The 22,151-nt window shown below is 56.3% G+C and carries 22 protein-coding genes; all 22 read left to right on the top strand.

Translation table 11 applies throughout. The annotated features are described in order from the left end of the window. The first annotated feature begins 10 nt into the window (after positions 1 to 10). The 22 genes from tssA to EKN83_RS12750 all read left to right on the top strand — a co-directional run bounded on the left by tssA (position 11) and on the right by EKN83_RS12750 (position 21,947). On the top strand, positions 11 to 1,027 hold the full coding sequence (gene tssA, locus EKN83_RS12855) for a type VI secretion system protein TssA (protein WP_094919229.1): 1,017 nt from the start codon (positions 11 to 13) through the stop codon (positions 1,025 to 1,027). 75 nt (positions 1,028 to 1,102) lie between these two features. Then, positions 1,103 to 1,627, top strand: coding sequence for a type VI secretion system contractile sheath small subunit (gene tssB / locus EKN83_RS12850; RefSeq protein WP_008502644.1), 525 nt, complete (start codon positions 1,103 to 1,105; stop codon positions 1,625 to 1,627). Between the two features lie 3 nt (positions 1,628 to 1,630). Next, positions 1,631 to 3,130, top strand: a complete 1,500-nt coding sequence (gene tssC / locus EKN83_RS12845; RefSeq protein ID WP_013096181.1) for a type VI secretion system contractile sheath large subunit — start codon at positions 1,631 to 1,633, stop codon at positions 3,128 to 3,130. A gap of 349 nt (positions 3,131 to 3,479) precedes the next feature. Further along, entirely contained in the window at positions 3,480 to 3,884 is a 405-nt protein-coding gene (locus EKN83_RS12840; RefSeq protein ID WP_260591257.1) for a Rap1a/Tai family immunity protein, read from the top strand. Next, positions 3,881 to 4,375, top strand: a complete 495-nt coding sequence (locus EKN83_RS12835) for a T6SS effector amidase Tae4 family protein (RefSeq protein ID WP_025756842.1) — start codon at positions 3,881 to 3,883, stop codon at positions 4,373 to 4,375. Before EKN83_RS12840 ends, EKN83_RS12835 begins: the two co-directional genes overlap by 4 nt. 30 nt (positions 4,376 to 4,405) lie before the next feature. Next, a complete protein-coding gene (locus EKN83_RS12830) occupies positions 4,406 to 4,828 on the top strand; it encodes a T6SS amidase immunity protein Tai4 family protein (protein ID WP_375166478.1) in 423 nt (140 codons plus the stop codon). Positions 4,829 to 5,008: 180 nt separating this feature from the next. Further along, on the top strand, positions 5,009 to 5,491 hold the full coding sequence (locus EKN83_RS12825; RefSeq protein WP_008502640.1) for an Hcp family type VI secretion system effector: 483 nt from the start codon (positions 5,009 to 5,011) through the stop codon (positions 5,489 to 5,491). Positions 5,492 to 5,558: 67 nt separating this feature from the next. Further along, complete coding sequence (locus EKN83_RS12820) at positions 5,559 to 5,966, top strand: hypothetical protein (RefSeq protein ID WP_126801113.1); 408 nt, start codon at positions 5,559 to 5,561, stop codon at positions 5,964 to 5,966. 212 nt (positions 5,967 to 6,178) lie between these two features. Further along, on the top strand, positions 6,179 to 6,595 hold the full coding sequence (locus EKN83_RS12815) for a hypothetical protein (protein WP_126801075.1): 417 nt from the start codon (positions 6,179 to 6,181) through the stop codon (positions 6,593 to 6,595). A gap of 170 nt (positions 6,596 to 6,765) precedes the next feature. Beyond that, positions 6,766 to 7,164: a hypothetical protein gene (locus EKN83_RS12810; RefSeq protein WP_126801074.1), complete on the top strand. Its 399-nt coding sequence runs from the start codon at positions 6,766 to 6,768 to the stop codon at positions 7,162 to 7,164. Positions 7,165 to 7,274: 110 nt separating this feature from the next. Then, positions 7,275 to 9,035 (top strand): type VI secretion system-associated FHA domain protein TagH, encoded by a 1,761-nt coding sequence (gene tagH, locus EKN83_RS12805; protein ID WP_126801073.1) that lies wholly within the window; start codon positions 7,275 to 7,277, stop codon positions 9,033 to 9,035. Beyond that, a complete protein-coding gene (locus EKN83_RS12800) occupies positions 9,032 to 9,829 on the top strand; it encodes a PP2C family protein-serine/threonine phosphatase (protein ID WP_025760036.1) in 798 nt (265 codons plus the stop codon). Before tagH ends, EKN83_RS12800 begins: the two co-directional genes overlap by 4 nt. A 16-nt stretch (positions 9,830 to 9,845) precedes the next feature. Continuing rightward, positions 9,846 to 10,838, top strand: a complete 993-nt coding sequence (locus EKN83_RS12795) for a hypothetical protein (protein ID WP_126801072.1) — start codon at positions 9,846 to 9,848, stop codon at positions 10,836 to 10,838. A gap of 9 nt (positions 10,839 to 10,847) precedes the next feature. Beyond that, on the top strand, positions 10,848 to 11,660 hold the full coding sequence (locus EKN83_RS12790; RefSeq protein WP_095450121.1) for a type VI secretion system accessory protein TagJ: 813 nt from the start codon (positions 10,848 to 10,850) through the stop codon (positions 11,658 to 11,660). Then, positions 11,653 to 12,216: a type VI secretion system baseplate subunit TssE gene (tssE, locus tag EKN83_RS12785; RefSeq protein WP_025760034.1), complete on the top strand. Its 564-nt coding sequence runs from the start codon at positions 11,653 to 11,655 to the stop codon at positions 12,214 to 12,216. The genes EKN83_RS12790 and tssE overlap by 8 nt, the downstream gene beginning before the upstream one ends. Positions 12,217 to 12,218: 2 nt before the next feature. Further along, on the top strand, positions 12,219 to 14,090 hold the full coding sequence (gene tssF, locus EKN83_RS12780) for a type VI secretion system baseplate subunit TssF (protein ID WP_126801071.1): 1,872 nt from the start codon (positions 12,219 to 12,221) through the stop codon (positions 14,088 to 14,090). Then, a complete protein-coding gene (gene tssG, locus EKN83_RS12775; RefSeq protein WP_025760031.1) occupies positions 14,087 to 15,130 on the top strand; it encodes a type VI secretion system baseplate subunit TssG in 1,044 nt (347 codons plus the stop codon). The genes tssF and tssG overlap by 4 nt, the downstream gene beginning before the upstream one ends. Before the next feature lie 38 nt (positions 15,131 to 15,168). Beyond that, on the top strand, positions 15,169 to 17,784 hold the full coding sequence (gene tssH, locus EKN83_RS12770) for a type VI secretion system ATPase TssH (RefSeq protein ID WP_126801070.1): 2,616 nt from the start codon (positions 15,169 to 15,171) through the stop codon (positions 17,782 to 17,784). A gap of 24 nt (positions 17,785 to 17,808) precedes the next feature. Then, positions 17,809 to 19,239, top strand: a complete 1,431-nt coding sequence (locus EKN83_RS12765) for a serine/threonine protein kinase (protein ID WP_126801069.1) — start codon at positions 17,809 to 17,811, stop codon at positions 19,237 to 19,239. Positions 19,240 to 19,264: 25 nt separating this feature from the next. Further along, on the top strand, positions 19,265 to 20,683 hold the full coding sequence (locus EKN83_RS12760) for a hypothetical protein (RefSeq protein WP_025760028.1): 1,419 nt from the start codon (positions 19,265 to 19,267) through the stop codon (positions 20,681 to 20,683). Between the two features lie 35 nt (positions 20,684 to 20,718). Beyond that, positions 20,719 to 21,444, top strand: coding sequence for an ankyrin repeat domain-containing protein (locus EKN83_RS12755; protein WP_286089153.1), 726 nt, complete (start codon positions 20,719 to 20,721; stop codon positions 21,442 to 21,444). 29 nt (positions 21,445 to 21,473) lie between these two features. After that, positions 21,474 to 21,947, top strand: a complete 474-nt coding sequence (locus EKN83_RS12750; RefSeq protein WP_255220597.1) for a hypothetical protein — start codon at positions 21,474 to 21,476, stop codon at positions 21,945 to 21,947. Positions 21,948 to 22,151 lie beyond the last annotated feature (204 nt).

Genomic DNA, 22,151 nt, shown 5'->3' with positions numbered 1-22,151 from the left:
CAGGGATCTTATGAATATCGAAGAATTTCTCGCGCCAATAAGCCCCGACAAGCCCTGCGGCGAAAACCTGGAGTACGATGCTGATTTTCAGAGCATGAACCAGGCAAGCCTCGGGAAAGCGGAACAGCAGTTTGGCGACACCATTATCCCGGCAGAGCCAGCGGACTGGAACACGGTGGAAAAATTCGCCACCAGCCTGCTGACCCGCACCAAAGATCTTCGCGTGCTGCTGGCGTTAACCCATGCCTGGACACGCCGTCGCGGGCTGGCCGGTTACGCTGACGGATTACTGCTGGTGCAGGAGGCGATCACCCGTTACTGGGAGCCGCTCTATCCGCTGCTGGAAGAGTATGGCGAAACCGATCCGTTTTACCGCATTAACGCCCTGGCGGGGCTGAGCGACAAGTCTGAACTCACCGTCGCGGTGCGCAACGCCTCGCTGCTGCGTTCAAACGGCGATGAAATTTCGCTACGTGATGCCCAGGCGCTGCTGGACGGCAGTAAGACGGAGTGTCCGGACTATCCCGGTGGCCGTCCAAGGCTGATTGACGAGCTCTCCCGCGGCGACCAGCCGGGAACCGCAGCGGTTATCGTCATTAACGAACGGCTGCTGGCGATCCGCGAGCTGCTCACCGGCTATCTCGGCGAGAGCGGCGTGCCGGAGATGGAGCAGTTGCTGAAAACCGTGGGGCTGGTGGCCAGCGCCTGTCAGGTGACCGACATCAGCAAGCTGCTGCCAAACCGTGAGGCGCAGGCTGAACAGCCCGCCGCCTCGCAGCCGATGGCCGCGCAGCCTGTCCAGCAGGTCACCGACTGGCGCAGCGTGCAGGTCACCAGCCGCGCCGATGCTCAGCTGATGCTGGAAAAAGCGAAGCAGTATTTTGCACAGTACGAACCGAGCCACCCCGCACCGCTGATGATTGAACGGGTGCAGCGGCTGTCAGAACTTAACTTTATGGACATTATTCGCGACCTGGCGCCAGACGGCGTTAACCAACTGGAAAACATCTTTGGACGCCGCGAATAACGCGTCCAGGCATTATGACGACAGGCATGGAGCCTGCCGTTTCACCTTCACCGCGCATCTTTGATGGAGAACATCATGGCAATGAGTAACAGTGGGCAGAAATTCATCGCACGTAACCGTGCCCCCCGCGTGCAGATCGAGTACGACGTAGAGATCTACGGTGCAGAACGTAAAATTCAGCTGCCGTTCGTGATGGGCGTTATGGCCGATCTGGTCGGCAAACCGGTGGAAAACCTGCCGGCCGTGGATGAGCGCAAATTCCTCGAAATTGACATCGATAACTTTGACGAACGCATGAAGGCGCTGAAGCCGCGCGTGGCGTTCCAGGTGGACAACACCCTGACCGGCGAAGGTAAGCTCAACGTCGATCTGACCTTCGACAGCATGGACGACTTCCTGCCGGATGCGGTGGCCCGCAAGGTCGAGCCGCTGAACAAGCTGCTGGAAGCGCGTACTCAGCTCTCCAACCTGCTGACCTATATGGACGGCAAAAACGGTGCGGAAGAGCTGATCGCTAAAATTTTGCAGGATCCGACACTGCTCAAATCCCTGAGCCAGTTGCCGAAAAATGACGAAAGCGCGAAAGGTAGCGAGGAATAATCGATGAGCAACCAGACTCAACAACATGAGCAGCAGGCGGGTCAGGCGTTCAGCCAGGATGAATTCAGCGCGCTGCTGAACAAAGAGTTCCGCCCGAAAACCGACCAGGCGCGTTCCGCCGTAGAAAGCGCGGTCAAAACCCTGGCGCAGCAGGCGCTGGAAAATACCGTCACCTTCTCAAACGATACTTACCGCACCATTCAGAACCTGATTGCGGGTATCGATGAGCAGCTGTCACAGCAGGTAAACCAGATTATTCACCACGAAGAGTTTCAGAAGCTGGAGAGCGCCTGGCGCGGTCTGAGCTACCTGGTGAACAACACTGAAACCGACGAGATGCTGAAGATCCGCTTTATGAGCATCTCCAAGCAGGAGCTGGGCCGTACCCTGAAACGCTACAAAGGCGTGGGCTGGGACCAGAGCCCAATCTTCAAGAAAATCTACGAGCAGGAGTACGGTCAGTTTGGTGGTGAGCCGTTTGGCTGCATCGTCGGCGACTACTACTTCGACCACAGCCCGCAGGACGTTGAGCTGCTGGGTGAAATGGCGCGCATCGGTTCGGCGGCCCACTGTCCGTTCATCACCGGTACCGCACCGGGCGTGATGCAGATGGAGTCCTGGCAGGAGCTGGCCAACCCGCGCGATCTGACCAAAATCTTCCAGAACACCGAGTACGCCGCCTGGCGTTCACTGCGTGAATCTGAAGATGCCCGCTATCTGGGCCTGGTGATGCCGCGCTTCCTGTCGCGCCTGCCATACGGGATTCGCACTAACCCGGTCGACAGCTTTGACTTTGAAGAGCAGACCGACGGCGCGAACCACAACAGCTACGCGTGGGCGAACGCCGCGTATGCGATGGCAGCCAACATCAACCGCTCCTTCAAAGAGTACGGCTGGTGCACCTCGATTCGCGGCGTGGAGTCCGGCGGGGCGGTGGAAAACCTGCCGTGCCACACCTTCCCGAGCGATGACGGCGGCGTGGACATGAAATGTCCAACCGAGATCGCCATCAGCGACCGTCGTGAAGCCGAGCTGGCGAAAAACGGCTTTATGCCGCTGGTTCACCGCAAAAACTCTGACTTCGCTGCCTTCATCGGCGCGCAGTCTCTGCAAAAACCGGCGGAGTACCATGACCCGGATGCGACCGCTAACGCGCGCCTGGCGTCTCGTCTGCCGTACCTGTTCGCCTGCTGCCGTTTTGCTCACTACCTGAAGTGCATCGTGCGTGACAAAATCGGCTCCTTCCGCGAGCGCGAGGAGATGGAACGCTGGCTGAACGACTGGGTAATGAACTACGTGGACGGCGACCCGGCGAACTCCTCCCAGGAGACCAAGTCCCGCAAACCGCTGGCGGCTGCGGAAGTGCAGGTGCAGGAAATTGAAGACAACCCGGGCTACTACGCCGCGAAGTTCTTCCTGCGACCACACTACCAGCTGGAGGGGCTGACTGTGTCCCTGCGTCTGGTGTCTAAACTGCCGTCGCTGAAGACGAAAGACGCGTGATAATAGCTGCCGGTCCGTCAGGGCCGGCAGCTATGACGCTGTATATGAAACAGATAATGAATTTGAAGGGAATTATTGATGAAAAAATTCATTATCTATTTCATCGCTTATTTATTGCTTTTGATGTCGGCAATGGTCTTTTTTAGTACATGTATTTACTACCTATTGTTCTTTGACTGGCAACAGGGTGTTTTGAGAGCAATATTGCATGTACTTTGGCTTGTCGGATGTATTGCACTCGCGATGTGCATATACGCTGCCGGTGAGAAAATCAAAAAGTGTTGTTAATCCTTCACTGACCACGTTTAGTTAAGCTGAAAGAGAAATCTAATCTGGAGCAGGAGAAACAATGAAGTTACTTACCCTACATACGTTGCTGTTTGCCGGTCTGTTGGGAGCTGCGCCACTATGGGCTGCTAATGGTCAGAATGACTCATCAAATCTTCTACGCGACCCTAATACGCTGTCCCGTAATGATGTACGAATGAGCGGAGAAAAGTTTCTTGCAGCGTGGCTCGCAAAAGATAACGAGCAGGAGCAGCTTAAGGCGAATATGTACCTGCTTGGGGTAATGGATGCGACGGAGGGCAAATCCTGGTGTGGATATACGGTCGCCTTACCCGGTTCATTACGAGAGAGCATTTATAGCTATTTCAGAAAATTGCCTGAAAACCGTAAGAAAGAAGCTGCAGTGTCGTTAATCACCGAGGCTCTGGCGCAGGATTTACCGTGCAAAAAAGGAGTTCAACCATGAAACCGTTGTATGCACAGTTAAAAGCACAACATTACTCCTCTAACGAAGCGCGTCCTGGTTATGTCCCTCGGGATGATCTCTTTAACGAAATAGGTTACGACGCAAACGTGCTCATCAAATCCAATCCTGGGTATATGAATACTTGCGCAGTGCGAATGAGTCTCGCCCTCTTAAAGTGTGATGTTAAATTTGAAGGACGTTTGGCTATAAAGAATGGACCATATAAGGGTAAAAAAATTGAACCTGGTGCGAAGCTTTTAGCTGACCAACTCTATAAAGCGAGTGTGTTTGGCAAGGCAGAAATCTATACTGATATTCGTGAGGCAGGTCAAAAACTTCGTAACCGTAAAGGTGTGATTTTCTTTAACCGTATAACTAATTACAACGGTGGACACATCGACCTATTGGAGCCGGTAGGGGATAACATGATGCAGTGCAATTCCGATTGTTATACCGACTGCAAAGAGATTTGGTTCTGGGAACTGAGATAACCCTATAGCGTAAATAAAGATATCGCCATGATAAAAAAAACGCTTTGCCTGTTTCTTTTTCTGACTAGTTGCACATCTTATTCTGCTAATACCTACCCTCAATTCTTTCATCAGCAAACTTACAGACAGGTAATGAAAGATTACGTTCTGGCACGCTGTCTTGCTGAGGTGGCAGATGAAGATGCTCAGTTTTCTGCTGATGCAGGACTCAGTGCAAGCGCACTGTTGGAGTGGATGCCTTTCGATGTTGAAAATGGCATGGAGAAAATTGAGGCAGTTATAAAAAAATATAAAGACGAAAAGAACAGCTTTCACTCCGAGCGTTCTCAAAAAATAAAAGGCGTAACCTTAAACTGTTTACGTCTTTATCATAGCGACGAACTGAACAAACTGGTTCCGCAAGTCATCATTGGCGATCCTGAACGTACCTGGATTCAGGATAACCCGCAGTAGTAAAAGACTTCACATTCTTTCCGTTCATTCAGGGGGAATGTAAGACTGTCAAATGACACGGGTCATTTGATATGAGGCAGAGGTAAAATATGGACGGTTTTATTCAGCCCCATGCTTTCCTGTTTGCCATATAAGTGCTTTTTCGAAAGCAATATTGTTCATCCACGAAGAGTAGATATTATGGCTATTGATATGTTTCTGAAGGTCGAGGGTGTTACTGGCGAATCTAAAGATTCTAACCACACCGGCTGGACTGATATTACCTCCTTCTCCTGGGGCGCTTCCCAGCCTGGTAATATGAGCGTTGGTGGTGGCGGCGGTGCCGGTAAAGTTAACTTTAACGATCTGCACGTTAACGCCCTGATCGACAAATCCACCACAGCAATCCTGAAACACTGCGCCAGCGGTAAACACCTGACCAAAGTTGAGCTGTCCGTCTGTAAAGCCGGTGGCCAGCAGGTGGAATACTCCCGCATCACCCTGGAAGATGTGCTGGTCACGTCTGTTCAGTACACCGGTGCAGACAACGGCGATACCGTTGGTGTGACCTATGCATTCCAGGCTGCGAAAGTGAAACAGCAGTACTGGGAGCAGACCACGTCTGGTGGTAAAGGTGCTGAAAGCAGCGCTGGCTGGAACATCAAAGAGAACAAAGAAGCGTAATTGCGCATGTGGCCGGGGAATTTTCCCCGGTCTTTATCAACGTCAAAAGCCCTCAGGATCGGCGGGCATGGTTATAAAAAAGTTATTCGGTGTGTTTGCTGTCACGTTAATGGCGAACGCCTGTGTGTCTCATCCGGCACAATATCAGTCGCTTTCGGTTACGCTAAAGAACAACGAGCCCTGTTTTGCTATTCCTGCTAACTCTGGGGTAGACGCGCCTGTCACCAGTCATTCACCCACCATAATGAAACGCGCGGGAAATGAATGGAAGGCGATATCACCGCCGTCAACGTTTAGCCCTGAGGTGACGTTAACGGTTCAACAATGTCATCAGTGGACGGGGATTACGTGGCAAGCGGGAGAATATGATGTTGCTCTGAAAGGGGCAGGGAAAAACGATTCTATTCGTTATGCGGCTCGTTTCATCTTAGAAGAAGGTCCCTCAGATCAGTTTAAGCTTACGCAGACTGAATAGAATGTGTTAACCCCAAACGCCGCCGTTCTCGCCCCGAGCGAGGCAGCGTTTGAGTGTAATTATATCGGTCGCTGCGAAGCAGATGTTAATTATATTCCCCGGGCACCACATCTGGTGTTATAGAACAATGACCGCACCATCTTGCATTTGCAGATCACTGTTCGCGATGATGCTCAGGACGAATGCAGAGCCTGCAACCGTGAAATTAATTTATGGTGAAAATGGACTATTTACTATTGTTTCTTGTTGTTGTTTTGTTTTTGATTGTTGTAGTTATGGAATTATTCAGTTCTCGTTACTTCAAAAAACACGAAGCTGACTATAACCAGCTACTTTCAGACTACCGGCGCAAAGGATATGATCTGGATCTTGTGACAAATTATGCTTCTTTTTTTGGTTCATTGGCTAATTACCAAAAAATAATCTGGTTTGTACGCCTTTATAAAGGCATCAGAATGAAGTTTACATACGGAAGACCGGTGCAGGAAGAAGCATATCAATACGTGCAGTCGTTGCCGGACGAAAGAATTGGCTGGATGCTAAAGTTACATCGTCGTTATAAAATACAGGCGTTAATATTCACTCTGTGGCTCATTGTTGGATTATATTTTATAACCTTCATTAAATAGTTTTTGTATTCACTTTCTCAACGGATAACAATCATTAGGTGTCCCGACTGCCGGGGCTGGAGCGCTTGTTTACGGATTAATCATAGGTGCTGCTGGCGCTGCTGGAGGTACGAAAGTAGATTGGTTTGTTGGCGAGAAGAACGGTATCTTAATATTCAGTGGGGAATGATATGATTGCTAATGATATTTTCTCCATTTTTGTGATTTCTCTTTTTGCTCTGTTCTTAATCCTGATGGTTACTTTTTATATTGATTATCGAAAGCACTCGGGTGAAGTTTCGGAAATATATAATGCATTAACGCAAGCCAGATTATTAAGGAAGGAAGATTATCAAATTTGGGAAGGCTTGGGGTTCTGGGGGTTCGGTTTCCGTATCACAATTTTAGCAAGGTTATTACGGGGAAAAAGCGTTAAGCTAACCGACTCTCGAAGGCTTCAATCTCATGCATGTCATGATGTTTTGTCCGGCTTTGAACTCTTCTGGGTTTATTCATATGACAAAAAAATTAAATTCACTATGGTTATTTTTATACTGCTTTTAATTTTGGCGAGTATTAATGAGATATAATTTTTCATTGTCTTTATGATTGATTTTGTAGGCTTAACCCCCAAACGCCGCCGTTCTCACCCCCGAGAGCGGCAGCGTTTGAGCGCTAATCATACCAGCAGGAATACGCCATGCGATTCACGATTATTTCTACGAAACCCGGTCATCAGCCGCCGCAGAGCAGCTGTGATTTTTACGCCCCGGGCGGCACCATTGGGCGCGGTACGGATAACAATCTGGTCTTGCCGGACAATGACCGCACCATCTCGCGTCTGCAGGCCATTGTTCACGTTGACGCCCAGGGCGAATGCCGCGTCACCAACCGTGGCAGCGTCACCCGCGTGGTATTAAATGACATTCCGCTGGAGCGGGGCCGTCAGGTTGAGCTGCAGGATGGCGACATTCTCGGCATTGATGACTACCGCATCGAAGTGACCGAGCTTATCCATGACACCCAGCCGGTGAGCCGCATGGCCGCCAGCATGCAGCAGCAGGCTCGTCCGACCGTTGCGCCAGCACCGGTTGCGCAGCCGAAACCGGCAAGCGCCGCACCGCGCGGTAGGGCTGAGCCAACTGCCGTGCCGTCGGAAATCTGGGACAGCCTGATGCAGGAGTTCTCCATCTCCGACAGCATCTCCCGCAACCGGACGAAACCGCAGCCTGCGGCGTCTCACGATCCCTTCTCCCAGCCCGCCGCACCGGAGCGTAACGCCGAAGATCCGCTGGCGATGTTCAATGACAGCGATCCGAAGCTTGAGCGTAAGAACGTCGATCCAGACACCTTATTCAGCGATGAAGCGTTGTTCAAAAAAGAGAGCATCTTTGATGACGTCACCCCTTCAACCCTGGTGCCACCGGTAGAGAGCAAACCCGCGCCAGCAGAAGAGGCGACGGATGAACTCGACCCGCTGGCCCTGTTTGGGGGGGCGGCCAGCGCGCCAGCCGCACGCAATGATGACCCGCTCGGGCTGATGGGCGGGGCGCCGTTAACTCATCCGGACGAGATTGCCGACCAGAAGCCGGAGCCCAAGCCGGAACCTGAGCCGGAGGAGGACGTGCTGGCCGGGTCCCCGCTGTTTGCCCCTGAACCGCAGGAAGCCCCGCGAGCTGAAGAAGCACCCCCGCGACAGGATTACGCAGGCTTCACTATGCCTACACCGCAGGCCGTTGCGCGCAGTAGCAGTCAGGCGCCTAAGGGACGGCTGCGTATCGATCCGGTCAATAACGCCGCCTCACCCGGCGCCACGGCGAACAACGGTGAGAAGGGCGAAGTGCTGCAGGGCGAGCTGCTGGAGGCGCTGCTGGAAGGTATGGGCCTGAGCGAAATGCAGCCGGTGCCGCAGTTTGACCGGGAAAACATGCGTCAGCTGGGGCAGATCCTCGGTATGTTCTCCCAGGGAACCGTGGCGCTGCTCTCCTCGCGCTCTATCCTCAAGCGTGGCGTCAAAGCCGACATGACCATGGTGCTGGACGACGCTAACAACCCGTTCAAGCTGTTGCCGACCGGGAAAACCGTCCTCATCCAGATGTTCGGTACCCCCATGCCGGGCTTTATGCCGCCGACGAAATCCGTGCGCGACGCGCTGATCGATCTGCAGGCGCACCAGCTGGGGATGATCTCCGGTATTCGCGCCATTATTGCCGCGATGCTCCAGTCCTTTAACCCGGAACAGCTGGAAGAGCAGGCGAAACAGAACGGCATGACCTCTCGCCTGGCGCTGCCGGGAAGCCGCAAAGCCGCCCTGTGGGACTATTTTGTTCGCAGCTACGGCGAGACGGCAGGTGAGATCGAGGATGACTTCCACACCCTGTTTGGCGAAGCTTTCCTTCATGCCTATGACATGGAGGTGAATCAGTACAAAGACTCACAGAGCGGATCGGAAGACAAATGAATATCGCAACGGCTTCTCTCTCCCGCCAGGGGACGCGCGCCAGTAACCAGGATCAGACGGGAGAAACCATTGGGGAACGCTCAGCCTGCTTTGTCGTCTGCGACGGCATCGCTGGCCTGCCGGGCGGGGAGGTGGCCGCTGAACTGGCCCGCAACAGCATTATCTCCCGCTTCGATGGCAACAAACACCTTAATGCGCAGCATATCCGCGACTACGTGCAGACCGCGAATCGCACCATTCTCAGCGAACAGCAGGCCGTGCAGGACTACCGCCGGATGGGCACGACGCTGGTCAGCCTGTTCATTGACCGGGATTATGGGCTGGCCTACTGGGCGCACGCCGGGGACAGCCGCCTGTACCTGTTTCGTCGCGGCTGGCTGTGGCACGTCACCACCGACCACAGCCTGGTGCAGCAGATGAAAGATGCCGGGCACCAGACCGATAACCTGAACAGCAACCTGCTGTATCTGGCGCTGGGGATTGAAAACGGTGGGCCAGAAGCGAGCTATAGCGACGTAGTGCAGGTTGAAGACGGCGATGCGTTCTTACTGTGCACCGACGGCTTCTGGCACGGCGTCAGCGAAGAGCAAATGAAGCAGTCGCTGCATATGGTCAATACGCCGCAGGAGTGGCTGACCTTAATGAACCAAATCATTCAAAAGAATGGCGAACAGGAGGGGAATGCTCAGGATAACTATACCGCCCTGGCGGTATGGATGGGCAACCCTCAGGATACAACATTGCTGCACACCCTCTCTGATGCAGCACAATTTCTTCCCTGCGGAACTGATTAGACACACAAGGAACGCTATGAAACTTTGGCTATCGGGTTTGGCACTTCTGGTGGTGACCTCCACCGCTCAGGCTGAGAATTTCCGCATCGTGCAGTCTCCTGCGCAGAAGCTGGATATCTGGATCGACAACATCAAAGACAACACCCCGCAAAGCTGGTGTAAGCCAGAGGTGGCGCTGCGTATCGTGGCGAACGGCAAGAAAGACGTCTCTGTGCTGGAAAACTTTGTCCCGCGTCTTGGCTCGCTGCTGGAGCACCAGTGCAGCAAACTCAATAAACTCAGCTGGACGCTCAACGATCCGGCGGGCACGACGCTGGCACAGGGCACGGCAGGCAAAGCGCAGGATTGGGCGCTGGTGGTGAAACAGGCGCAGGCTGCGCCCGCCGCGACCGAAACCGCTGCCAGCGGCGCATTACTCCCGCCAGACCAGAATGTGGCTACCCAGACTGCGCCCGCCGACCGCACGCCGTGGCAGGAGTTTACCCTTCAGGACGGCTGCCATCTGCGCACCTTCTGGGAAGGTGGTGCATCCGCACCGGCGCTCTTTATTCCGGATTCTGAGACCACCCGCTGCGGTAACGGCAGCTGGCTGAGCGGACACACCGTTATCTCCCAGTCACACAACGGCGGGCAGAAAGAGATGGCCGTGACCTACATTCACGGCTTCCCGGTGACCGGGTTGAACCAAAACGCCGACCCGGAAAACGCCCTGATCACTTCCGTCAACAAAGAGCGCATGGTCTTCAGCACCTCTGACAGCGATCAGAGCTGGATGATCCTGCCTTACGATGACGCCCTGAACAGCTGGAAGAGCAACGGCACGGTGGCGGTAGAAATTTCGCGCGAAGTCGCCAGCGACGATGCAAAACTGCAGGCGCGTATCGCCGCGGTGAAAAAAACGTGGAGCGCCTGGGTTGCGCCCGGCACTCCGCTGAATATCGTGCTGATTGACACCCTGCGTCCGCAGCTGCGCGACCCGGCAGTCGGCGCATGGCGCGCGGCGAATTAAGGAATGGCTATGAATACGCTCTATCAACACCTGGCGGGTGAGTCGCTCAACGAGGCGCTGGCGCGTCTGGAGGCCGAAATCAAAGCCCGTCCGGCAGACGCCGATCTCCGCGCCGCGTTCGTGCAGTTTTTAACCCTCAGCGGCAACTGGACGCGGGCCCTGACCCAGCTGAAGAGCTGGCTGGCGTTGAAGCCTCAGGCGAAGCCCACCGTCACGCTGCTGGAGCAGGCCATTCAGGGCGAACTGCAGCGCGCGCAGGTGATGGCGGGTGCGCTGCGTCCTGCCATGCCTGAAACCCAGTGGCCGTGGCTCGCGACGCTTGCCGCAGCGCTTAACGAAAGCGACGAACGCGCCCACGCGCTCCGCCTGGAAGCCCTTGAACAGGCACAGGCGAACGCCGGTCAGTTGACCTTCGAAAACGAAGAGACGCAGGCGTTCGAATGGCTGATGGACGGCGATGCCCGTCTGGGCCCCGTCTGCGAAACCCTGGTTAACGGCCGCTATTTCTGGCTGCCGTTTAACGCTATCGCGGAGATCCGTTTCCAGGCCCCAGCCAGCGTAACTGACCTGGTCTGGCGTCATGCGCTGGTGCGTTTGACCGACGGTACGGAACAGGTGTGTCAGATCCCGGCGCGCTATCCGTTTGCGGCCGATGCCTCCGATGCGGTCAAGCTGGGGCGTACCACCGACTGGCGCCCGCTCGACGATGACGGCACCCTGTACGAAGGAATGGGGCAGAAGGCCTGGCTGAGCGAGCAAAGCGAAAGCCCGCTGCTGTCGTTAAGCCTCGTGACGTTTGCAACGGATGGAGCCGATGAGTAATCCCGCTGGCGAAGGCGATCTGCTGCGCAGCGGCTGGCAAGCCCGCAGCAAGCAGGAGAAGGTGGGGGCGCGCGACAAAATGCAGCCCTCGCTGCTCGATCGTCTCACCGATAACGACCCGGAGAAAAAACGCGAGCCGGCTAACAGCAACCTGATTACCCACGCCGCGCTGCGCCGCAACGTGTTGCGGGATCTGCAGTGGCTGTTTAACACCATCAACCATGACGCCTCCGGCGATTTGAGCGCCTTGCCGCACGTGAGCCGCTCGGTGGTGAACTTCGGCGTTGCACCGCTGGCCGGGAAGCGCATGTCGGATATCGAATGGCATGACATTCAGCGCAAACTCACCGAGGCCATCATCAATTTTGAACCGCGTATTTTGCCGCAGGGGCTGCAGGTCCGCTGCGTGTCGGATACCTCCTCGCTGGATCTGCACAACGTGCTCTCCATCGAGATAAAAGGGCGTTTGTGGTGTGTGCCGTACCCGCTGGAGTTCCTGTTTCGCACCGATGTCGATCTGGAAAACGGCCACTTTGAACTGAAAGATGCGGGGTAATCATGGAAAGTAAACTGCTCGACTATTACAACCGTGAGCTGGCTTACCTGCGCGAAATGGGGGCCGAGTTTGCCGAACGCTACCCGAAAGTCGCCGGAAGGCTGGGCATGCGCGGCATCGAAGTGGCGGATCCGTATACTGAACGCCTGATGGAAGGGTTCGCGTTTCTGACCTCCCGCGTGCAGATGAAAATGGATGCGGAGTTTCCGCGTTTCTCCCAGCGTCTGCTGGAGATGATTGCGCCGAACTACCTTGCGCCGACCCCCTCGATAGCGATTGCACAAATTGAACCTGACAGCAGCCGTGGCGATCTGAGCAACGGCTTCATTGTGCCGCGCGGCACCATGATGGACAGCCTGGCGCTGAAGAAAACCGGCGTAACCTGCAGCTACACCACGGCGCACGAGGTCAATCTGCTGCCGTTGAAAATCGACAAGGTTGAGCTGGGCGGCGTTCCGGCGGATCTGCCGCTGGCGCAGCTGGGTCTGAGCCAGCGCGGTATCAACAGCGCTCTACGCATCCGTATTGCCTGCGACGGCCCGCAAAACCTTGGGCACCTGGACTTCGACCGGCTGGCGCTTTTTCTCAGCGGTCCGGACATTGAAGCGCTGAAGCTGCTGGAGCTGGTGATGGAGCACCATGCCGGGATCGTTTGCCAGACGGTCAGCCCGCATCCGCAGCGGCAGTTGCTCCCGTCGGATGCGCTGCGCCAGGAGGGCTTTGAACCGGATCAGGCGCTGCTCCCGGACGATCTGCGCAACTTTGACGGTTACCGTCTGCTGCAGGAGTATTTCGCCTTCCCGGCCCGTTTCCGCTTTATCAGCCTCAGCGGACTGAGCACGCTTGTGCAGCGTTGTGACAGCGAAAAAGCGTTCGATATCTTCATTCTGCTGGATAAGTCGGATGAACAGCTGGAGCGCGTGGTCGACACCAGCCATCTGGCCCTGCACTGCACGCCGGTGATCAACCTGTTCCCGAAGGTGGCGGCCCGGCAGAAGCTGAATGAAGGCCAGCACGAATATCATCTGGTGGTCGATAACATTCGCCCGCTGGATTATGAAATTTACGCGGTGAATAAAATCTACGGCAGCGCCGACGGGCAGCGCGACGACCAGACGTTTCGTCCTTTCTGGAGCACCTGGAGCGGGGACGCGGGCAACTACGGGGCCTATTTTTCACTGCGCCGGGAACAGCGCGTGCTCTCTGAACATGCCCTGCGTTACGGCACCCGTACCGGCTATATCGGTTCAGAGGTGTTTGTGTCGCTGGTGGATGAACAGCACGCGCCGTGGCAGGAGAACCTGCGCTATATCTCTGCCGAGGTGCTCTGCACCAGCCGTGACCTGCCGCTGATGCTGCAGCAGGAGCTCGGGCAGTTCATTATGGCTGACTCCATGCCGGTGAAATCCCTGACCCTGCGTAAAGGCCCGACGCCGCCGCGTCCGGCGCTGGCCGAAGGGTTCAGCACCTGGCGCCTCATCAGCCAGCTGCAGATGAACTACCTCAGCCTGATGGACAGCGATAACGAAGACGGCGCAGCCGCGCTGCGTCAGCTGTTAGGGCTGTATGCCAACCTGGCTGAGACGCCAGTTGCGCGTCAGGTGGAAGGGGTTCGACACTGCGTGCTGGAGCCGGTTCACCGCCGCGTGCCGGAGCCTGGCCCGGTCGTTTTCGCCCGCGGGATTGGCATTACCCTGACGGTAGATGAGCGGGCGTTCTCCGGTGCCAGCCCCTGGCTTTTCGGCAGCGTGCTGGAGCGTCTCTTTGCCCGGCTGGTGTCCATTAACAGCTTCACGGAATTTACCCTCAAGAGCCAGCAGCGCGGCGAGATCGGCTACTGGGCACCGCGGATGGGTAAAAGGGCACTGCTATGAGTGACGTTGCTGCCGCACCGCTGCGCGTACACCGCCTCACGCCGCTGCCGGACAGTTTCTGGCGCGGCGTTCGCGAAACGCCGTGGCGCTACGATCTGTTCCAGCTGTTAAGACGGATTGATGCCCAGGGCGGCGAGCGCTATCCGCTGGGTCGCGCGCCGCTGCCGAAATTTGAGCCATTACGCATCGGCCAGCAGCCGTCGATGAGCTTTGCGCCTTCCACGGTGGCGCAGGTGCGTCAGCGCGAAGGGAGCGGGCTGCATGAGGTATCTATCCTCAGCTTCGGCCTGTTTGGCCCGAACGGCCCGCTACCGGTCCACATGACGGAGTACGCCCGCGAGCGTATTCATCATCATCAGGACAGCAGCCTGAGTGCCTTTGCCGATCTGTTCCATCATCGCCTGACGCTGCTGTTTTATCGCGCCTGGGCGGATGCACAGCCCGCCGTCTCCCTTGATCGCGCCGACAACAGGCGCTTTGAGAGGTATCTGGCGTCGCTGATTGGGATGGGACAGCCGGGTCAGATGAACAAAGGCAGCCTCAGCGCGCATGCCCGCTTTACCCACGCCGGGCACCTGACCCGTCACGGGCGGGATCCGGAGGGGCTGGAAAAGATCCTGCGTCATTACTTTAAGGCACCGGTCAAACTGGTGAGCAACGTCCCGCAGTGGATGCCGCTCTCCGCGCGCGAGCAGGCACAGCTGGGAGCCGGTCGGCGCATGCCGCGCCTGGGGGAATCCGCCTTTCTGGGCATTGCGGTACGCGACGTGCAGCATAAGTTTCGCATCGAGATTGGCCCGCTGAGCGCGGAGGAGTACAACCGCTTCCTGCCGGGCGAAGCCTGGGTCACCGAACTGCGCGACTGGGTGCGCCAGTATGCCGGGGTGGAATTTGAATGGGAAACACGGGTGATCCTGCGCGAAGACGCGGTGCAGGGCACCTCGCTCGGCGGTACCGGGCGATTAGGCTATAACACCTGGCTGGGTCATCAACCTCAGCCTGTCCCGCGTGGCGATCTGGTGTATCGCGCAGAGCGGTAATCCTTCCGTATACCGAATCATTGTTAATGGAAACTAACATGTCAGAAATTAGCCGTGCCGTGCTTTTCGGCAAACTGGATACGCTGTTATTTACCTCTCTGGAAAGCGCCACCGCCTTCTGCAAGCTGCGCGGCAACCCGTATGTGGAGCTGGTGCACTGGCTGCATCAGCTGATGCAGCAGCAGGATGGCGATCTGCAGCAGGTCATCCGCCACTTTGCCCTCGACGAACAGCAGCTGACGCGCGATATCGTTGCCGCGCTGGACGCCCTGCCGCGCGGAGCGAGCTCTGTTTCCGATCTCTCCGAACATATCGACAGCGCCGTGGAGCGCGCCTGGGTCTACGGGTCGCTGAAGTTTGGCGTCAGCCGTATTCGCGGCGGCCATTTGCTGATCGGCCTGCTGAAAACCTGGAATCTGGCCAACGTGCTGAAAAGCATCTCGGCGCAGTTTACCCGTCTTAACGTCGAGGTGCTGATTGAGCAGTTCGACGCCATTTGCGCCAACAGCAAAGAGACGCAGCAGGCCGCTGCCACGGTTGACGCACCGGCGGGGGCGGTTCCGGCCGCTCAGGGGACGCTGGCCCAGTACGGTCAGGATCTGACCGCTCGCGCCCGTGAAGGGAAGATTGACCCGGTTGTCGGGCGTGATGAAGAGATCCGCCAGATGGTCGATATTCTGATGCGCCGCCGCCAGAACAACCCGCTGCTGACCGGGGAGGCCGGGGTCGGTAAAACGGCGGTGGTGGAAGGGCTGGCGCTGCGTATCGCTGACGGCGACGTACCGGAGCCGCTGCAAAATATACAGCTGTGGCTGCTGGATATCGGCATGCTGCAGGCCGGCGCGGGCATGAAGGGCGAATTTGAGGCCCGTCTGCAAGCATTAATCAATGAAGTGCAGTCCAGCGCTACGCCGATCATTCTGTTTATCGATGAGATCCACACTCTGATTGGCGCAGGCGGCCAGCAGGGCACCGGCGACGCCGCCAACCTGCTGAAGCCCGCCCTGGCGCGCGGTCAGCTGCGCACCATCGGGGCGACCACCTGGGCGGAATACAAAAAATACATCGAGAAAGATCCGGCGCTGACCCGTCGTTTCCAGACGGTGCAGGTTCATGAGCCGGACGAAGCGAAAGCCGTTCTGATGCTGCGCAGTACCGTATCGCCGCTGGAGACGCACCACCAGGTTCTGCTGCTCGACGAAGCGGTAAGCGCCGCGGTGAAACTCTCCCATCGCTATATTCCTGCGCGTCAGCTGCCGGATAAAGCCGTTGCGCTGCTCGATACCGCCTGTGCACGCGTCGCGGTCAGCCAGAGCGCGCCGCCGGCGCAGCTTGAAGACTGCCTGCGCCATCTTGCCGCGCTGGACGTAGAAATCGGGATTGCCGAACGCGAAGCGCGGGTGGGGGCTGGTGACGCCGGGCGCGTAACGGCCTTACGCGCAGAGCGTGACGCGTATGAGACAAAACGCGACGCCCTGGCCCAGCGCTGGGAGGAAGAGCGCAGCCTGGTGCAGGAGATTATCCGCCTGCGTGCTGCGCTGTTTGCGGCCGGTGATGAAGAGAGCGCCGGGCTGCACGACCAGCTTGCGGAGCAGCAGCAGGCGCTGAAAACCTTACAGGGTGACGAACCGCTGTTGTTCGCCGCGGTGGATGAAAACGTGGTTGCGGCAGTAGTTTCTGACTGGACCGGGATCCCGCTGGGCCGGATGGTGAAAAACGAAATCGACGCGGTGCTGAACCTTGCCGACACGCTGAACCAGCGGGTCATCGGCCAGCGTCACGGGCTGGATCTGATTGCCCGCCGGGTGAAAACCTCCCGTGCGAAGCTGGACGACCCGAACAAACCGGTGGGCGTCTTTATGCTGTGCGGCCCGTCCGGCGTCGGCAAAACGGAAACCGCGCTGGCGCTTGCGGAGTCGCTGTACGGCGGCGAGCAGAACGTCATTACCATCAATATGAGTGAATTCCAGGAAGCACACACCGTCTCTACCTTAAAAGGTGCACCGCCGGGATACGTAGGGTATGGTGAGGGCGGTGTGTTAACCGAGGCCGTGCGTCGCCGCCCGTATAGCGTGGTGCTGCTGGACGAAATTGAAAAAGCGCACCCGGACGTGCATGAGATCTTCTTCCAGGTCTTCGACAAAGGCTGGATGGAAGACGGCGAAGGGCGCCATATTGATTTCCGCAACACCATTATTATTCTGACGTCTAACGTGGGCACCGAGCTGATCAGCGCCATGTGTGCCGACCCGGAGCTGATGCCGGAGCCGGAGGCGTTAAGCGGCGCGCTGCGCCAGCCGCTGCTGGAGGTGTTCCCACCGGCGCTGCTGGGCCGTCTGCTGGTGGTGCCGTATTACCCGCTCAGCGACGAGATGCTGGGGCAGATTGTTCGCCTGCAGCTCAGGCGCATCCAGCGTCGCCTGGAAGAGAATCACAACATCATTTCTGAGTTTGACGACAGCGTGGTGGAACAGATTGTTCAGCGCTGTACCGAGGTGGAGTCCGGCGGCCGCATGGTGGATGCGATCCTGACCAATACCTTGCTGCCTCAGATGAGCCAGATTTTACTTACCGCCAGCCGCAGCGACGAGCAGTTCCGACGTCTGCATGTGACCTGTGAGCAGGGCGAGTTTCACTGTCAGTTTGCCGCGTAATAATCATCAAGAGAACTGTAAAAGATGACGGATAATGATAACAATCGGACTGTCCCAAACGCGCTCCCGGTCGGGTACCGCTTCAATGAGTTTGAAATCAAAGAGGTGATCGGCGGCGGCGGTTTCGGCATCGTTTATCGCGCGTGGGATCACCAGCTCGAACGCACTATCGCTATCAAAGAATTTATGCCTTCCTCGCTCGCCGTACGCGGCGACGACATGACCCTGGTGCTGCGCAGTGAGCGCTTTGGCAAAGCCTTTTCCGCCGGGCTGAACAGCTTTATTCAGGAGGCGCGTCTGCTGGCGCGTTTTAACCACCCGAACCTGCTGCACGTCCTGCGCTTCTGGGTGCAAAACGACACGGCCTACATGGGGACGCTGTTTTATAGCGGCACCACGCTGTCGCGCCTGCGCGAAGAAAAGCCGGAGCTGATTAACGAAGCCTGGATCCGCCGTACGCTGCCGATGCTGTTTGGCGCAATCAAGACCATCCACGACGAAGGTTACCTGCATCGCGACATCTCTCTGGATAATATCCAGATCCAGGATAACGGCCTGCCGGTGCTGCTCGATTTCGGCTCCGCGCGTCGCACCATCGGTAACCTCTCCGATGAAACCGAAACCATGCTGCGCCCGGGCTTTGCGCCAATTGAGCAGTACACCGACGACAACGAAAGCGAGCAGGGCCCGTGGACCGACATTTACGCCCTCGGCGCCGTGCTGCGTACCCTGATCGTGGGATCGCCACCGCCGGTCAGCGTGGTGCGATCCATTCAGGACACCTGTAAGCCGCTGGTGGAAATCATGCCGCAGGGCTACTCCATTCCGCTGCTGCAGGCCATTGACCGCGCGCTGGCGCTGCACATGGAGGACCGTCCTCAGTCTATTGACGAATTCGCCGCGCTGATTGAGATGCCGGTTGCCGGGATTAACGACGTGCTGACGGCGAAAAAGCCCGGCACGATGCTGGTCCCGGTGGAAGAGGAAAAACCGGCGTCGGCACTCGACTGGCGTCGTTACAAGATCCCGGGCATGGTTGCCGCGGGCGTGCTTGTGGGCGTTGTCGCCGGCGCCATGCTTTTCAGCGGCGGCCACGATGCGCCCGAGCAGGCTGCACAGGCACCGGCAGAGACGCGTCCGGCTAAAACCGCCGCAAACGCGCCAGAGGTGAAGCCAGAAACGGCGACGGTGAGCGAGCAGGCCACTGCGCCAGCGACAGCGCAACAAACGCCACCGCCTGTTGCGAGCCCGGTTGCGTTGGTCTATATCCGTATTCTCGATGGCGAAACGCTGAAGGTGAACGGTGAGCCTAAAGCGCTGCGTCCGGCAAATAACGGCTATGCGTCGCTCAAACTGCCGGCCGGTGAGACGAAGATTGAACTGCAGGGCAACGGAAGAACGCGTAGCCAGACGCTGGATATCGTTAAGCCGGGCACCTGGCTGGTGAATCCGTAAGTCAGGCCGGTACAGGACGGAGCGAATGTATAACATTAAGTTTGTCTATCTGTTCAGCGAGAACGTTGCGCCAGCGCTTTTTGCGAAAATTATCCGCCCGTCCGTCGCCGGGCAGTGGATTATGTCGGTGCCAGACCATTCGCTGCGCTCACTCTTCACGCGCTACGATTTACTGCGATCCATCACTGGCGCAAATCCCTATCAGTCCGGGCGCGATACGCGCAAGCTGATTGCACAGGATCTCGATATGGGCAGGATCGTTGCGATTGACGAGAGTTTTCGCAGCTGGTCGTCGGTAACGGAAATCTTTTACATCAATGCAAAGGGGCGGCTTCAGGCCGCCTCGCTCACCGGGCTGGGCTGGTACCCGGTAAGCAATATCGTCGATCGTTACGAAACGATGGTGCGCACCTATGGTTCCCGCCCTGCGCCAACGGAGCTGCCGACGCAGGTGGTGAAATCCAAAGCGGCGCAGGTGCCTGACCAGCCAACGCCGGGTAAAGACGGTAAAACCTATGCCTCTCAGTTGCAGAATATGACCAAAGCCGAACGCTGGCAGGCCCGTAAGGACCTGATTGCGAAGGGCAGCAACAGTCTCTATCCGGATGCGCAGATCGCGGCTAAGCGGTTAGCGGCGAATAACATTGCGGTTGAGAAGGCGAAGCTTGCGGAAAATGTTTATAAAACCGTAAACCCGCTGGAAACCACGCCGGGGGTACCGGAGGGGTGGAAGGATATCAGTAATGATGCCGCCGCGCTGAAGAAGCTTGGGCTAAACCGCAAAGCCCTTTTTGACAATACAGCCTCGCCTGATTTTCTTGCCCGCGTATATCAACCCGATCCTGAGGTGTTTGGTCGCGATATGAATCCAACGTTAGTGTTCAGAGGATCACGGCAACCTGAATTCTTCCCCATGAAAAACATGGCTGACTGGAAAAATAACGGTGCGCAAGGGCTTGGCATGGCGTCAGATTATTACAAAAGAGCGGTGGGGCTAGGCGAACAACTCTCTAAATCCGGACAACAAGTGGACATCGCGGGTCACTCGCTGGGGGGAGGATTAGCCTCTGCGACCTCGATGGCCAGCGGTATGCCGGGATGGACCTTCAACGCGGCCGGACTGCATCCTGGGACCGTAGAGAAATACGGCGGAAGTTTGTTGGGCAGTACGGAAAATATTCAGGCTTACCGGGTTGAAGGTGAACTGCTAACAAAAATTCAGGAAGTTAACCTTTGGGAAGATTTCAAAACGGTTAAAGGACACGTGCCGGCATTGATAGCCAAAGAAGAGCTTTCTGCCGTCATGCCTGACGCTGCCGGAATTGCACACGACCTTCCGGGGGGAACGGGAGGCGCTCTCGATCGCCATGGCATCGATCAGGCGATTAACTGTATTGAGCAACAGAAAGATGAAGACATCGCAATTATCGGGAGTCGCGCGTGAAATCATTGATTACTGGCTGGATAGCGCTTTGTCTAATGTTAATGGTGCAGGGGTGCAAGCAAAATATGGATTTGAAACCAGACAATTACTTCAGCGGACAGCAGCTCACCTTAGCGCGTGCCATTGAGGCCGGTGAGGTGAATGAAGTTGTTAAGCTCGCTTCGCAAACCGACCTTAATACGCCCGGTAAAGAGGACATGACGCTGCTGTTTTGGGCGGTGATGAATTCAATTAACGATAAGAAAACACCGGATCAATTAAAGATTATTACCGCGCTGGTCAAATCGGGGGCAGATCCACTGCAGCCACGACCTCGGGGGGAGAGCAGTCCTGCAGAATTTGTCCTGAAAGCGGACAGCGGCGTCTGGATAAAGGCGATGCTGGAGGGCGGATTACCGCCGGATGCGAAGGACAAAACGTTTGGGGAACCGATTATCTTCGAAACCCTCGAAGCAAAAAACACCGATACGCTCCAGGCGATGCTTGATGGCGGAGCGGATATCAATATCACCAACTCACTGGGTAATACGTTGCTGATCGCCGCGCTGGATTTTCACTCTTACGACCATGTCCTGCTTTTGCTGGAGCGTGGCGCAAACGCTGAGATCAAGGCGGATAATGGCTGGACAATGGCCAACCAGCTGCAGCGTTATCTGAACCGGGCGAAAGAGGGCAGTGACGAATATCAAAAACTGACTGAAATTAAGGACGCGCTTATTCAGCATGGTGGTAAATGGCCTCCCGCGCCGGTGAGTCAGTGATGTCGTTAAACCGTGAGCTTCCTTAAGCAATGATGACTGTTAAAAAACAGGTTTTCATTTTCTGGGGAACGATGGATGCGCTGGCTGTTGCGATCTACTGTGCGCAGTCTGTACGCCATGACAGAGTCCCCTTTGTATCCGATATCTTCTCCTTCATTGCGACAGGAAACGGGCCTTCTGGTGGTGGGTATAGCGTTCTGCTGCTGTTCTTTATTCTCGATTTCCTGTTGCTGTTGTCGCTTTTTGCCTCAGCATGGTGCTTTCTGACAGGGAAGCCTTTTGCGAGCAAACTGGCGCTCTGCCAGGAAGTTTTCCGCCTGATCTCTTTCCGGTGTTCGGTGACCCTTTTTCCGCTGTTGTTGAACCTCACGGGGGCCCAGAACGTCTGGCTGAATAGTGTTTTGTTTATATTCTCAGAGTTTCTTAAGATCTACTCCCTGTGGATATATCAATATGAACAAGACAATGAATCTTTGAAAAGGCAAAAGCGGTATCGAAATTAAGCAGACGGTGACTTGTGCATATCCCAAAACGTCTTGTCAGAAATCTCGTCTTTGTTGATACATTTATTTAGCATAAAACATTACGGAATATCGATTATGCTCAACCGAATTACCGTCCAGCTCCCGGTCGAGGGGCTGCTCTTCTGGAAACTCTCCGGCCGCGAGGCGATGTCCGAGTCTTTCGCCCTGACGCTGACCCTGCTT

The organism is Enterobacter sp. WCHEn090032, from assembly GCF_003986875.1.
Classification (GTDB): Bacteria; Pseudomonadota; Gammaproteobacteria; order Enterobacterales; family Enterobacteriaceae; genus Enterobacter; species Enterobacter sichuanensis.
This window is presented reverse-complemented; position numbering and strand designations above follow the sequence as displayed.

What these genes read in the sequence shown, in the direction of transcription:
- EKN83_RS12800 (WP_025760036.1), top strand. Translation starts at nt 9,032, where the DNA reads ATGAATATCGCAACGGCTTCTCTCTCCCGCCAGGGGACGCGCGCCAGT.
- tagH (WP_126801073.1), top strand. Translation starts at nt 7,275, where the DNA reads ATGCGATTCACGATTATTTCTACGAAACCCGGTCATCAGCCGCCGCAG.
- tssH (WP_126801070.1), top strand. Translation starts at nt 15,169, where the DNA reads ATGTCAGAAATTAGCCGTGCCGTGCTTTTCGGCAAACTGGATACGCTG.
- EKN83_RS12795 (WP_126801072.1), top strand. Translation starts at nt 9,846, where the DNA reads ATGAAACTTTGGCTATCGGGTTTGGCACTTCTGGTGGTGACCTCCACC.
- EKN83_RS12790 (WP_095450121.1), top strand. Translation starts at nt 10,848, where the DNA reads ATGAATACGCTCTATCAACACCTGGCGGGTGAGTCGCTCAACGAGGCG.
- EKN83_RS12840 (WP_260591257.1), top strand. Translation starts at nt 3,480, where the DNA reads ATGAAGTTACTTACCCTACATACGTTGCTGTTTGCCGGTCTGTTGGGA.
- EKN83_RS12825 (WP_008502640.1), top strand. Translation starts at nt 5,009, where the DNA reads ATGGCTATTGATATGTTTCTGAAGGTCGAGGGTGTTACTGGCGAATCT.
- EKN83_RS12835 (WP_025756842.1), top strand. Translation starts at nt 3,881, where the DNA reads ATGAAACCGTTGTATGCACAGTTAAAAGCACAACATTACTCCTCTAAC.
- tssC (WP_013096181.1), top strand. Translation starts at nt 1,631, where the DNA reads ATGAGCAACCAGACTCAACAACATGAGCAGCAGGCGGGTCAGGCGTTC.
- EKN83_RS12765 (WP_126801069.1), top strand. Translation starts at nt 17,809, where the DNA reads ATGACGGATAATGATAACAATCGGACTGTCCCAAACGCGCTCCCGGTC.
- EKN83_RS12760 (WP_025760028.1), top strand. Translation starts at nt 19,265, where the DNA reads ATGTATAACATTAAGTTTGTCTATCTGTTCAGCGAGAACGTTGCGCCA.
- tssG (WP_025760031.1), top strand. Translation starts at nt 14,087, where the DNA reads ATGAGTGACGTTGCTGCCGCACCGCTGCGCGTACACCGCCTCACGCCG.
- tssF (WP_126801071.1), top strand. Translation starts at nt 12,219, where the DNA reads ATGGAAAGTAAACTGCTCGACTATTACAACCGTGAGCTGGCTTACCTG.
- EKN83_RS12750 (WP_255220597.1), top strand. Translation starts at nt 21,474, where the DNA reads ATGATGACTGTTAAAAAACAGGTTTTCATTTTCTGGGGAACGATGGAT.
- tssB (WP_008502644.1), top strand. Translation starts at nt 1,103, where the DNA reads ATGGCAATGAGTAACAGTGGGCAGAAATTCATCGCACGTAACCGTGCC.
- EKN83_RS12815 (WP_126801075.1), top strand. Translation starts at nt 6,179, where the DNA reads ATGGTGAAAATGGACTATTTACTATTGTTTCTTGTTGTTGTTTTGTTT.
- EKN83_RS12755 (WP_286089153.1), top strand. Translation starts at nt 20,719, where the DNA reads ATGTTAATGGTGCAGGGGTGCAAGCAAAATATGGATTTGAAACCAGAC.
- EKN83_RS12810 (WP_126801074.1), top strand. Translation starts at nt 6,766, where the DNA reads ATGATTGCTAATGATATTTTCTCCATTTTTGTGATTTCTCTTTTTGCT.
- tssA (WP_094919229.1), top strand. Translation starts at nt 11, where the DNA reads ATGAATATCGAAGAATTTCTCGCGCCAATAAGCCCCGACAAGCCCTGC.
- tssE (WP_025760034.1), top strand. Translation starts at nt 11,653, where the DNA reads ATGAGTAATCCCGCTGGCGAAGGCGATCTGCTGCGCAGCGGCTGGCAA.
- EKN83_RS12820 (WP_126801113.1), top strand. Translation starts at nt 5,559, where the DNA reads ATGGTTATAAAAAAGTTATTCGGTGTGTTTGCTGTCACGTTAATGGCG.